The 12,099-nt window shown below is 35.6% G+C and carries 14 protein-coding genes; 7 read left to right on the top strand and 7 right to left on the bottom strand.

Translation table 11 applies throughout. From position 1 onward, the window contains the following. The 7 genes from AC3WTI_RS15090 to AC3WTI_RS15060 all read right to left on the bottom strand — a co-directional run bounded on the left by AC3WTI_RS15090 (window position 1) and on the right by AC3WTI_RS15060 (window position 5,999). Complete coding sequence (locus tag AC3WTI_RS15090) at window positions 1–498, bottom strand: cation:proton antiporter regulatory subunit (protein ID WP_087958476.1); 498 nt, start codon at window positions 496–498, stop codon at window positions 1–3. A 34-nt stretch (window positions 499–532) separates the two neighbouring features. Next, window positions 533–1,099, bottom strand: coding sequence for a tyrosine-type recombinase/integrase (locus AC3WTI_RS15085; RefSeq protein ID WP_063262134.1), 567 nt, complete (start codon window positions 1,097–1,099; stop codon window positions 533–535). Window positions 1,100–1,452: 353 nt separating this feature from the next. Then, window positions 1,453–3,312 (bottom strand): FtsX-like permease family protein, encoded by a 1,860-nt coding sequence (locus tag AC3WTI_RS15080; RefSeq protein ID WP_087958475.1) that lies wholly within the window; start codon window positions 3,310–3,312, stop codon window positions 1,453–1,455. A gap of 16 nt (window positions 3,313–3,328) precedes the next feature. Further along, a complete protein-coding gene (locus AC3WTI_RS15075) occupies window positions 3,329–4,090 on the bottom strand; it encodes an ABC transporter ATP-binding protein (RefSeq protein ID WP_087958474.1) in 762 nt (253 codons plus the stop codon). 321 nt (window positions 4,091–4,411) lie between these two features. After that, window positions 4,412–5,434, bottom strand: a complete 1,023-nt coding sequence (locus AC3WTI_RS15070; protein WP_087958473.1) for a DUF418 domain-containing protein — start codon at window positions 5,432–5,434, stop codon at window positions 4,412–4,414. A 136-nt stretch (window positions 5,435–5,570) separates the two neighbouring features. Continuing rightward, a complete protein-coding gene (locus tag AC3WTI_RS15065; protein ID WP_001129341.1) occupies window positions 5,571–5,720 on the bottom strand; it encodes a hypothetical protein in 150 nt (49 codons plus the stop codon). A 15-nt stretch (window positions 5,721–5,735) separates the two neighbouring features. After that, window positions 5,736–5,999, bottom strand: a complete 264-nt coding sequence (locus AC3WTI_RS15060; RefSeq protein ID WP_000840869.1) for a YtzC family protein — start codon at window positions 5,997–5,999, stop codon at window positions 5,736–5,738. A gap of 111 nt (window positions 6,000–6,110) precedes the next feature. On the opposite strand from AC3WTI_RS15060, the gene mnmL reads away from it, so the two are divergent. The 7 genes from mnmL (at window position 6,111) to AC3WTI_RS15025 (ending at window position 12,088) form a co-directional block, all read left to right on the top strand. After that, entirely contained in the window at window positions 6,111–7,070 is a 960-nt protein-coding gene (gene mnmL, locus AC3WTI_RS15055; RefSeq protein ID WP_002173869.1) for a tRNA modification radical SAM protein MnmL/YtqA, read from the top strand. Next, on the top strand, window positions 7,067–7,639 hold the full coding sequence (mnmM, locus tag AC3WTI_RS15050) for a tRNA 5-(aminomethyl)-2-thiouridylate-methyltransferase MnmM (RefSeq protein ID WP_097841571.1): 573 nt from the start codon (window positions 7,067–7,069) through the stop codon (window positions 7,637–7,639). Before mnmL ends, mnmM begins: the two co-directional genes overlap by 4 nt. A 281-nt stretch (window positions 7,640–7,920) precedes the next feature. Then, a complete protein-coding gene (locus tag AC3WTI_RS15045) occupies window positions 7,921–8,754 on the top strand; it encodes an ABC transporter ATP-binding protein (RefSeq protein WP_087958470.1) in 834 nt (277 codons plus the stop codon). An 18-nt stretch (window positions 8,755–8,772) separates the two neighbouring features. After that, entirely contained in the window at window positions 8,773–9,453 is a 681-nt protein-coding gene (locus AC3WTI_RS15040; protein WP_087958469.1) for an ABC transporter permease, read from the top strand. A gap of 24 nt (window positions 9,454–9,477) precedes the next feature. After that, complete coding sequence (locus AC3WTI_RS15035; protein ID WP_253621660.1) at window positions 9,478–10,152, top strand: aspartate/glutamate racemase family protein; 675 nt, start codon at window positions 9,478–9,480, stop codon at window positions 10,150–10,152. Next, window positions 10,149–10,673, top strand: a complete 525-nt coding sequence (locus tag AC3WTI_RS15030; RefSeq protein ID WP_097841569.1) for a tetratricopeptide repeat protein — start codon at window positions 10,149–10,151, stop codon at window positions 10,671–10,673. The genes AC3WTI_RS15035 and AC3WTI_RS15030 overlap by 4 nt, the downstream gene beginning before the upstream one ends. 113 nt (window positions 10,674–10,786) lie before the next feature. Beyond that, window positions 10,787–12,088, top strand: a complete 1,302-nt coding sequence (locus AC3WTI_RS15025) for a PepSY-associated TM helix domain-containing protein (protein ID WP_087958466.1) — start codon at window positions 10,787–10,789, stop codon at window positions 12,086–12,088. Window positions 12,089–12,099: the final 11 nt, after the last annotated feature.

The raw sequence follows: 12,099 nt of genomic DNA, 5'->3' as shown, positions 1-12,099 counted from the left end.
TTAGGAATCACCTCCTGCTGAAAGCAATTCATTAATAATTCTTTTCACTTCATGTCTCGCGCCCGATAACACGAGCATATCACCAGCTTCAATAATAGAATCTGGACCTGGATTAAAGAATTTCTTCATATTCTTTTTCAAAATAGCAATAATCGTTACGTTATATGTTTTTCTGACATGTAAGCTACCAATTGTTTGTTGTACTACTGGTGCACTATTTTCTACCTTAAACCATTCAATTGATAATCCTTCAAAAGCCATCTCAATTGTGTCTAGTGCTTGCGGTCTATATACCATTCCGCCTAATATAGCTGCAATTTGTCTCGCTTCAGAATCACGAAGAGAAATGCTTGAAACACTCTCATCGTGATCCGCATCAAAATGATACATTTCTCTTCGGCCATCATCATGAATCACAATAACCATTTTTTCATTACCTTTTGTAATTACTTCAAACTTACAGCCAATACCCGGAAGTTCACTTTCTCTAATATTCATATTTTCCGCCTCCTAAATTTTTTAGTTACGGCTTTTACAAATCTACATCAATCTCTGTTTTAAACTTTTCATCTTTTGAGATTCCTAAATACTTGAGTGTTTCTGATGGAGTTGCGTGATGAAAATGCTTTTGCAATAGCGCAATCGCTATTCCTCTTTTGTACGCGTGATATCCAAATGTTTTTCGCATTGAGTTCGTTCCAATCTTCCCAACAATTCCAACCGCTTCAGCTGCGCTATGAATAACGCGATACGCTTGTTGGCGTGAGATTGAATTTGTTGTTTTATTAGATTGAAATACGTAATTTTCTCTTTGAGCGTCAATAGATTGTACATACTCTAAAAGTGCTTCTTTTACTTTTGTATTTAAATAAATATCTTGTTTGAATTTTTCATCTTTCACAGGAAGAGAGTAGAACTCTTTCACAGTTCTATCTTCATTTAATACCTCTTCAAATTTCATGCTAAGTAGTTCAGTAATCTTTAATCCAGTGTTAATTCCAATAACAAATAAAAGATAATCTCGCTGCGAGTGCTCTTTTAAATACTTTTTCATAGCCTCAATTTGGCTTATATCTTTTAATGCCTCTACAACTTCCATACATGTATCTCCTCATCTTATGAACGGTAATTTTCTCATTATCCTGTTCATTTTACCTTATCACGCTATGAGATTTCCATGTATTATCCATTATTTTCACAATATACGACTTAGGTCTGACAATTTTTCATTTGGAAATTTATGATTGTACAAATACGGTGTGGGTAGAAAAATAGGGGATACAAGTTCAGCTTCTTTCTACAGATCGGATTCCTCCTTTCATTTTTCGGTTGCTGATACTCACATATTATGTTACTTATTTACATTATATTATATATTTCAGTAACATTAAAGTGTTTTTTCTGAAAATACAAAAAGCCGAGCACTTTTACTCGGACTCGGCTTTTTACGTATTAATCTTCTTTCGGAAGAACAATTCCTTTATACAATTGAACTGTAATGAAGTAATAAATCGCATAAATAACTACGAAAATTACGATTGGTACCCAAATACGGAAGTACGGATCAACTAAAATAAATCCGAAAATATTCATACCCACTAATACGTGAGCGATACCTAGAATTGCTGGGAATAAGAATACTAAGAATAACTCTTTATAAATCGATTTCGTTAATAACTCACGACGCACACCGATTTTACGAAGCATTTGATAGCGCGTAATATCTTTTGATGCACCAGAAAGAATTTTAAACATTAAACAACTTGCCATCATTGCTAAGAACGCAATTCCAAGGAAGAATCCCATAAACACTGTTCCGCTTGCAATGCCATAGAACCCATTATAAGCTTGATATTTACTATCCATTTGTTCAGCTTTTACATTTTTATATTTAACTAGCTGCAACTCGTCAAGTTTTTTCCACTCTTTTGTATATGTTAAGAAGTCATCTGTTTTTCCGATAAATGCTATACCATCTTTACCATTTATCCCATCGTACATTTTTTGATCTACAATTTTAATTGCATGATCTCCGTATATATAATACGGATGAATTGTACTAAAAGCATCTACCCATTCTGCTGAAAGTTCTTTAGCGTTCGCATCTTTTTCATTCATTTCTCTAGAAACTGCACCTGCTTGTAGTTCCTCTGAAACGTTCTTCGTATTCACTAAATCTTTCATTGACTCCATATTTGCCATATCTCTTACTAAAGGACGATTTTTCTCTAAATCCTCTTTTACATAGTAAACGTATTTATCATCTACTTTGTAACGATATTCACTTTTCTCTTTAAATGTAATACCATCTAATATTTTCTTTTCTTCAGCTGTTGGATTATGAACTACTGAATCATAGATTACTAAACCATCAACCATTTTTATAACATTATTTTTAAACGCCATACCACCTGAAATTGCACCAGCTCCAAGCGCTACTAACATCGCTACCGTCGCAAGTACTTTCGTTAAACTATTAATACGGAAATTTAACTGTGCAAATGTAAAAGCGTTAAGTCCTTTTTCACTACGCTTCTTATTACTTTTTAACTTTTTAATAATAACTGGAAGAAGTGACCCAAATAGCATGTAAGTACCAGCTGTTGTTGTAACTAATGCAATAAGGATTCCCATCTCTCTTAGTTTTTCCATGTAAATCATTGATGCATAGCCAATTCCTAATAAAATAACCGCAAGGAATGCAACTAAACCTGTCATTTTCCCTTTTACTGCAACACGTTCTGTTTGTGCATCTGCATGTACAAGTTGCAGTACAGAAATACGTGATAATTTAATACTGTTCATAATTGCTGATAAGACAAATAGTGCAAAGAAGAAGAGACAAGTAACAGTCATTGATGGAATATAGAATGCTTTATACCCTTCACCAGTAAATTCTAGCTGTTTCATTAATAACTGCCCAATGCCCGCTGCAAGTCCTACACCAACTGTAATACCAATCGCAAGAGACGCAGCGCCTAATACGATTGTTTCAATAAACATAAGTAATGTAACTTTATGTTTTTTCGCTCCTAACATCATATACATTCCGAATTCTTTTTGACGAAGAGATAATAAGAATGAGTTTGCATATAAAATGTAGAAGAACGTTATAATTGCTAGTAAAAATGATCCCGCTTGGAATACGAATCCAATAGATTTAATCATTGAGTTAGATTCAAGAAACGCTTTATTAAGCGCTAACGTTTGAAACATATAAAAAATTGAAATCGACATGACAAGACCAACAAGTAAGACGATATAATCTTTCAGCTTACTTTTCAGTCCTGACATGGAAAGTTTAAATAACATACTGGAACCTCCTTTCTTACGCTTTTTGTGTACCTAAGTCTGCAAGTACATCTAAAATTTCTTTGTAGAACTCTTCACGCGTACCACCGCGATGAATTTCTTTATATAACTCACCATCTTGAATGAATAAAATACGCTGACAGTAACTTGCACTGTACGGATCATGCGTAACCATCATAATCGATACGCCTTGATCTTTATTTAAGTTTGTCATCGCATCAAGTAAACTCGTTGCATTTTTAGAATCAAGAGCTCCTGTTGGCTCGTCCCCTAAAATGATTGCTGGTTCATGCACAAGCGCACGCGCTGCTGCTGAACGCTGCTTTTGTCCACCAGATACTTCAGCTGGATACTTTTGAAGAATTTCTGTAATTCCTAACATACCGGCTACTTTTTCTACTTTCGGTCCAATATTACGTGATGGAACACCTTGAAGAGAAAGCGGAAGTGCAATGTTTTCATAAATAGATAAGTTCTCTAATAAGTTAAAGTCTTGGAAAATGAATCCTAACTTTTGTGAACGAAAATCAGAAAGCTCACCTTGTTTCATTTTCGTAATATCCGTACCCGCAATTTCAACAACGCCGCCTGTTGCTTTATCAAGCGTTGAAATTACATTTAATAATGTCGTTTTACCAGAACCAGATGGTCCCATAATCCCAACAAACTCACCCTCTTGAATCGAGAATGAAACACCTTTTAACGCGTGTGATTGGTTCTCACCTTTTTTACCGTACACTTTTTGAACGTTTTTCACGTCTACAACTGGTTTCGTCATATATATCCTCCTACGCTTGTTTTTCCATTACCTATTTTGCGCTTTTTAGAGCTGAACTGCTATTTGTTAACATTACAATTACCTTACACTTTTGTAAGATAGAGAATGGGTGCGTGTAAGGTTCGTTGGTAAATGAAATTTTATAAGCGGTTGTTAAAATATATCAGCGGTTCTTACACTTTTATCAGCGATTTTTCAAATATATCGGCGGTTCTTACACTTTTATCAGCGATTACCAAAATATATCGACTTATCGACAAAAGATGACAATAAAAATAGGCTGTTCCGCGAAAGGAACAGCCCACTGATTAAAGTTTCACTTTATTTCTTTAAAGGTGTTACCGTCCAATACGTAATAACACGCCAAATCCATTCTAGCGGACCCATTTTAAAGATTTTCATCCAAATTACACTAAACACAATTTGAATAGCATAAATTGCGATACATACATATAACGTCTGTATGTATGTTAAGTTTCCTGCAAAGTTAAATACGCTACCGGCAATTAAAATCATTGCAGTTTGTCCAATGTAATTCGTTAAAGCCATACGTCCATAATATTTCAGTGGTGCTAATAATGTTTGAACTGGTTTTAACTGAAGTAATAAAATTAACGCTCCGACATAGAAAGCTGAAATAATTGGTCCGACTGTAACACCAATTTTTAAAAATTGACCTGCAGCATCCATTGTTCCATCCTCAGTCATAAGTATCATATTTACAAATGGCTCAGCAGGAACATGCCCATATTGATACCATATAGCTACGACGCTTAAAACGAACATAACACCTGTAAAAATAGCGACTTTCTTTATGTTTTGTGAGAGATTTTCAAATACACGATATTGTCCTGCAGCAAGACCTAATAAAATTAAGCCAAGTGGTAATAGTTCTTTAACGCCCATCACACTAAAAGCAATTGTCAAAATAAGACCAATTATTAAGTTTACTTCTTTTTTCGCTTTATAAAATGGTAAAACGATTAACCCGCAGATTGCATATAACGTTAACGCTTCGCCAGGCTGAAACATGTAATGAAGCAAACCGAAAATAAATAGCGCAACTAGACGACGTAAAAATAAAACATATCCATTTTTCCCTTTCGCAATTGCTCTAGAGATAAAGATATAGAATCCTACTCCAAATAAGAATGAAAAAATCGAGAAGAAACGACCTTCTACAAATAAGTATAGAAACCTTTGGTAGCTAGCATCTACTGTATTAGGATCTGGAATTTTAATATGAAGTAGTGCAAGAATATTTACTAAAATAATCCCCAGTAATGCGAAGCCACGAATGTAATCTAACTCATCAATTCGTTTGTTTGTAATATTGTTCCCCATAATGCAACTCCTTGTCCAAAATTTAATCCTCCCTTACTCTACTGGAAGAGTTAGCTTACAACTATCGGAAAACCTTACAGAAATCTTACATTATTGTCATATAGCAAAATAAAACCAGGTCATATTGCGACCTGGTTTACTCTGATTGCTTTGATCTTTGAGGTTGTCCTTTTTTACTGTTGCGTTGTTTTACTTGAACAATTGGATCAAGCTCATTTGAAAATTCAGCGTTATGTCCATTTTGCGTTTTTTGCTCTGGATTATTTTGATCTGAACGTTTCGCCATTACATTCACTCCTTATTAGTGCGGTGTAATAATCATTTGATGTTGCAATTGGCGAATTGCCATACGTGCTCTATTTAATTGCTCACGTTGCTCATCATTTGCATGTTGTTGCATCGTTTGTAAATCGTTATATGCTTGTTCTAATTGTAACTGCGCATCTGAATACTCCATCGTATTGTAATGCTCTTGTCTCATGCCTTGGTCTAATTGTTCTTTCGCATATTCCACTGCTTGTTCCGCTTGTGTAATATACGATTCAAGTGATTGACGCTCTGCCATAATTGTCCCTCCTTGCTTCAATTCCCCTTTAGTGTGTCCCTTCCATCTCTACCTTATGAGTATGTTATAATGGATTTTGTTTCATTTTGACTCGGCTTAGGAGGGAAAGTAATGAAGGTTCAAAACCCTTTTCCATATACAAACGACAATAAACGTTATCATACATGGAATTACCATTTACGAAATGAATTTGGTGAAAAAATCTTTAAAGTTTCATTAGATGCTGGCTTCGATTGCCCGAACCGTGACGGTACAGTTGCTTATGGTGGTTGTACATTTTGCAGTGCTGCTGGATCTGGTGACTTCGCTGGTGATCGACGCGATGATGTTATAACGCAATATCATGAAATGAAAGAAAAAATGCGCTCAAAGTGGAAAGATGGAAAATGTATCGCTTATTTCCAAGCGTACACAAATACACATGCACCACTTGAAGTGTTAAAAGAAAAATTCGAACCGCTTCTAGCAGAAAAAGACGTTGTCGGTCTTTCAATCGCCACTCGTCCAGATTGCTTACCAGACGATGTCGTTGAGTATTTAGCGGACTTAAATAAGCGCACATACCTTTGGGTTGAACTCGGATTACAAACTGTTCATGAACGAACTGCGAATCTTATTAATCGCGCTCATGATTATCCGTCTTATGTGGAAGGTGTAAATAAATTACGTAAGCATGGCATTAGAGTTTGCTCTCATATTATTAACGGTCTTCCCCTTGAAAATTATGACATGATGATGGAAACAGCTCGTGAAGTAGCGAAGCTTGATGTACAAGGAATTAAAATTCATTTACTTCATTTATTAAAAGGAACGCCAATGGTGAAGCAATATGAAAAAGGACAACTCGAGTTCCTTTCTCTTGAGGATTACGTAAGTCTCGTTGTTGACCAACTTGAAATCATTCCAGAAGACGTAATTGTGCACCGCATCACAGGTGACGGTCCACCTGATTTAATGATCGGCCCGATGTGGAGCTTAAATAAATGGGAAGTATTAAATTCCATCGATGCAGAATTTGTACGCCGCGGAAGCTGGCAAGGAAAATATGCAAATGAGGAGAAACAACAATGAAATTAGAACGTGTATTACCGTTTGCTCGCACACTGCTGCAAACGGCTATTAAAGAAGGCGATTACGCTGTAGATGCAACGCTTGGAAATGGACATGACACTTGCTTCCTAGCTGAAATCGTTGGAGATAACGGAAAAGTATTTGGATTTGATATTCAAAAACAGGCCATTGAAAGCTCAACAACTCGTCTAAAAGAGAAGGAGCTTTTTGAACGTACTGTTTTAGTTCATGATAGTCACGATACGCTTCTATCCGTACTACCAGAAGACGCAAAAGGAAAAGTAACAGGCGCTATCTTCAACTTAGGTTACCTTCCTGGCGGTGACAAGCACATCGTTACAAAACCGAACTCAACCATTTCGGCAATTGAACAATTACTAGACGTAATGGCACCTGAGGGAATTATCGTCCTTGTCATTTACCACGGACACCCAGAAGGACAAGTAGAACGCGATGCTGTTCTCAAATTTGCAGAAGAACTAGACCAAAAACAAGCTCACGTATTGCGGTATGGCTTCATTAACCAGCAAAATAACCCCCCATTTATTGTGGCGATTGAGAAGCGATAAAGTGAAACTTTAATCAGTGGGGGCATTCCCCACTGATTATTAGTTGAACCAATCGGGCATTTATAGGCCGTTTATCTCCCACCTAACATCTTTGCTCCAGGCGAATTTTAAGGTGTGAGTTTTACTGCCCGTTAATGCGGGGTAATATATCGACAATTCGACACACTATATCGACTTATCGACAAAAGATAACAAAAAAAGACGTGCACTCATTGCACGTCTTTTTCTTATTCTCCTATATAATGGATGTATACAATATTTGAAGAAAGAAGGATAGAACTTTGCTAGTAGAACTAAGGGGAATTCAAAAGAAGTACTGCAAATCACTTATACTAGACAACATCGATTTATCCATTCCAGAAGGAGAAGCGCTCGCTATTATTGGCGGGAACGGTACTGGAAAAAGTACTCTACTCAAAATAATTGCAGGATTTATTTCACCTACAGCAGGAACACTTCAAAGAAAAGAACATATACAAATCGGCTATGTACCTGAACATTTTCCTGAAGGGATTCGTTTTACATTAGAAGATTATTTATATCATCTCGGCCACATTCATGGCTTATCAACAAAATATTTAAAAGATAAAATCCCAATGCTTCTTGAATCTTTTCATTTACATCACGCAAGACATTCCGTTGTACGAAACTTTTCAAAAGGTATGAAACAAAAAACTGGCATTATGCAAGCATTGCTTACAGACGTCCATTTACTAATTTTAGATGAACCACTTTCTGGGCTGGATCCTAACTCGCAGCAAGAACTAGAACATATTTTACTCTCATTAAAACAACACGGCATATCTATACTCTTCACATGTCACGAAAAACAACTACTAGAAAACTTCGCCGATAGAATTGTGACGTTAGCAAATCATACAATCACGGAAGATATCTCTATACAAAAATCAGCAGAACAAGTCTATATTGAAGCAATCGTTCACGAAACATTTTCTACGATAGAACTACGGAAACAATTAGGATTTATACACGTTGCACACAATTCAAATCAAAACCTTATTCAATTACAAATAGAAAAAGAATATACAAACGAAATGCTTCAGTTTTTATTACATAAAAAAGCATCTATCACACTGCTACAACCTAACTTTTAAATCGAAAGAAGGTTTATTATGTTTGCTCTTATTCGTTACCATTTTCTCGACTATACAAAATCGTATAAGTACGTCCCTCCTATTGCGATGTACTTTGTGAGCTTACTTTTTGTATATGCATATAAACCGAATCCTATTGTACCGACATACTTAGAAACGGCACTCGCACTTTATTTATTATCTGCTTGGATTACAGTCACAATTTTTCATACGGAAGACCCTGTACAAGAACAAATTACTATTTCTCACACAAATAATATTTCTGCACTATATGTTGGTAAATACATTACGGCTCTTCTCATTTGTACTGTTTTATCTTTTATATCCATAATCTATCCAATTATTTTTCAAATGTTTAATGAAGAAATGACAGTTTCTTTATTTCTAGTCGGATTTCTCGCTCACATGTCTTTCTCTATACTAGGAATTTCAATCGCAACTTTATTTACTAGAAATATTATTCAAAAAGCAAGCACAGCTTGGCTTAGCCTGACATTTATATTACTTATAACGATCGCCTCCATCCGGTTTAAAAAAGAGTTACTATGGTTTTTACCACCGGTCGAAGCCTTTCTAATGCTTGGACAATACAAATTTAATATACTTACTCACACACTATGGCTCACAGCTTGGGCTATCCTGTATTCATTTTTATTACTTACTTTATTTCTTTTTATCGTTCGCAAAAAACGTTTTTAATTACATATTAAAGGAGACGAAACAATGATCGGAATACTAGCAGGAATGGGACCAAAATCGACTGGGCCATTCGTCGATACAGTTGTAGCAAAGTGTCAAAAAATATACGGAGCAAAGCATGATATGGACTTTCCTCATATGATGATTTATTCTTGCCCAACACCGTTTTATATGGATCGCCCTATTAATCACGAAACAATGAAAAAAGCGATTATTGAAGGGGCACAAAAACTTGAAAGTACTGGCGTAGAATTTATCGCTATGCCGTGCAATACAGCGCATCTTTATTTTGAAGAATTACAGCATTCTCTGTCCATTCCGGTTTTAAATATAGTCGACGAGACGTTACAAACAATTCCTACAAATACAAAAAGAGTCGCTCTTCTCGCAACAGAAGCGACAATCCAAGCTGGTATTTATCAAGACGGGATTGCAAAGCGTAATATAGAGTACATTCATCATAAAAAATGGCAGACAATGATTAATCAAATTATTACTTATATAAAAAGCGGAGAAGTTGAAGAAGCCAGCAAACTATGGCGCACGCTCGTTTTACAATTGAAAGATCAAGTAGATACCGCCATTATCGCATGTACTGATTTGAATGTTGTGGCGGATGAGGATTTTGTGGATTCTGCTCAAAGTCTTGCAGAGGCGGTTGTTAGGAAGTATGCAAAAAATATAAGGGGGTCCCAATGAATATACCTTTTGAAATGGGATACACATTTGACGAAAACCTTAGAGAAAAACCTATATCCCTTGCTGAAATGAAGCAAGGGATTGCATTTTTGAAAGAACATTTACATGAAGATTCATCGTATGGAAAGAACTGCGGATTAATCGGTGTTTATGAACGAATCGCTGGCAACCTTTCTAAAAGTAAATATTACTTACAAGAGGCAATTCAATATTACACACAAATAGAAAACATCAAAGGAATTTTTATTAACAAACTTCGTCTTGCACATACATATCATTGGGAAAGAAAATTTCCTGCTGCAAATGCACTCTTTACGGAACTTCTACAAACACTACCAGACTTACCCATCTATGAAGACTTCTTCTACCAACATTACGGAAAAAGTAAATTAGATGAAGGTTACTTTCATACCGCCCTATCTTATTTTCAAAAGGCACTTCAAATCAGACTACAAAAAGGCAATGAAGAGCTGATTCATTCAACTAAGCTTTGCATTACATATTGTATATCTCATAGATAAAAATCCAAAAACTTTTAACATTTTTCACAATTCCTTCAAAATATCCACACTTAATCTCGCTATATTAAAATGAGGAATCCATTCATATAGGGAAGGTTAGGGGAACTGAAAGTATGAAAGTAAATCGTTCGCTTCATTACATTTTTTGGCGTTGGCATTTTTACGCTGGGCTTTTTATTACGCCGCTTCTTATTACGTTGTCACTGAGCGGAATTGGTTATTTATTTCGAGAAGAGGTTGAAGATTTCATCTATAAAGATTTATATTTTGGGAAAAGCGCCCAAACGGAATCTATTTCGATGTCTGATTCTATTTCCTTAACAGAGAAAAAATATCCACATTATAGTGTGGCGAAAATTAGTGAGTTTAATGGGGATTATAATACGAGACTTACGATTGCAAATGAATATACGGGGCAACAAAAATATGTGTATTTAGATAGCAATAATCAAATTGTTGGCGATCAAAATGCAAGTGAAACGTTTGCCAATATAATGAGGGAATTACATAGTTCTCTTTTAGTTGGTGGCACTGTCGTCAACTATATTGTAGAGCTTGCAGCATGCTGGACGATCTTTTTAATTGTGACAGGGTTGTATATGAGTATACGCCAGTTCAAAAACACACCAGCATCCAATAAGCGAGAAAAAGCAAAACGACGTCATTCTATTATCGGTATTATATTTACAATTCCACTCGTTCTGCTAGTCGCATCTGGATTGCCTTGGTCAGGATTTATGGGTAACCAAATTTATAAAATTGCATCATCGAATGAATCAATTGGATATCCAAAGTTGTATATGGCACCGCCTGAATCAAAGGTAAAAGAATTACCGTGGGCAACAAGAAAAGAAGCTCCTCCTGAATCGAATTCAAATGAACCGAAAGCAATTTCTGTCGATGTATTACAAAAAGGAGTTGAAATAAAGAAGCCATACGTTATTTCACTACCAGCTGATCCGAAAGGTGTATTCACTGTTTCGAAATCAAGTGGTTCTGGTATTACGGGTATGCATGTCGCACCAAATGAAGAAATAACAGCTTACTTTGATCAATATAGCGGAGAGCTTATTTCCAAAACAGACTATCGTGATTATGGATTATTTGCTCAATGGTTTACTTACGGTATCCCGCTTCATGAAGGCCATTTATTCGGATGGCCAAATCAAATATTATGTTTACTAACGACGTTATCTTTATTACTTCTTATTTATTATGGAATAAAAATGTGGTTAGCAAGAAAGCCGAAAGGAAAATTAGCAGCACCGCCAAAACAAAGAGATAAGAAAAGCATAATCATTTTCTTTATCATGATGGTTATACTAGGCGTTGTCATGCCTTTATTCGGACTATCTGTTTTAGTTATTTTTGCGATTGAACTTCTTATATATGTATTTTCAAAAATACGCTCATAATAAACAAGCAT

The organism is Bacillus sp. EB106-02-03-XG38 (assembly GCF_058792175.1).
Note: the sequence above shows the minus strand (reverse complement) of the source record. Positions and strands in the feature narration are given on the sequence as shown.

Excerpts from the sequence above, each read along its gene's own strand:
- AC3WTI_RS15090 (WP_087958476.1), bottom strand. The coding sequence starts at position 498 with ATGAATATTAGAGAAAGTGAACTTCCGGGTATTGGCTGTAAGTTTGAA.
- AC3WTI_RS15085 (WP_063262134.1), bottom strand. The coding sequence starts at position 1,099 with ATGGAAGTTGTAGAGGCATTAAAAGATATAAGCCAAATTGAGGCTATG.
- AC3WTI_RS15080 (WP_087958475.1), bottom strand. The coding sequence starts at position 3,312 with ATGTTATTTAAACTTTCCATGTCAGGACTGAAAAGTAAGCTGAAAGAT.
- AC3WTI_RS15075 (WP_087958474.1), bottom strand. The coding sequence starts at position 4,090 with ATGACGAAACCAGTTGTAGACGTGAAAAACGTTCAAAAAGTGTACGGT.
- AC3WTI_RS15070 (WP_087958473.1), bottom strand. The coding sequence starts at position 5,434 with ATGGGGAACAATATTACAAACAAACGAATTGATGAGTTAGATTACATT.
- AC3WTI_RS15065 (WP_001129341.1), bottom strand. The coding sequence starts at position 5,720 with ATGGCGAAACGTTCAGATCAAAATAATCCAGAGCAAAAAACGCAAAAT.
- AC3WTI_RS15060 (WP_000840869.1), bottom strand. The coding sequence starts at position 5,999 with ATGGCAGAGCGTCAATCACTTGAATCGTATATTACACAAGCGGAACAA.
- mnmL (WP_002173869.1), top strand. The coding sequence starts at position 6,111 with ATGAAGGTTCAAAACCCTTTTCCATATACAAACGACAATAAACGTTAT.
- mnmM (WP_097841571.1), top strand. The coding sequence starts at position 7,067 with ATGAAATTAGAACGTGTATTACCGTTTGCTCGCACACTGCTGCAAACG.
- AC3WTI_RS15040 (WP_087958469.1), top strand. The coding sequence starts at position 8,773 with ATGTTTGCTCTTATTCGTTACCATTTTCTCGACTATACAAAATCGTAT.
- AC3WTI_RS15035 (WP_253621660.1), top strand. The coding sequence starts at position 9,478 with ATGATCGGAATACTAGCAGGAATGGGACCAAAATCGACTGGGCCATTC.
- AC3WTI_RS15030 (WP_097841569.1), top strand. The coding sequence starts at position 10,149 with ATGAATATACCTTTTGAAATGGGATACACATTTGACGAAAACCTTAGA.
- AC3WTI_RS15025 (WP_087958466.1), top strand. The coding sequence starts at position 10,787 with ATGAAAGTAAATCGTTCGCTTCATTACATTTTTTGGCGTTGGCATTTT.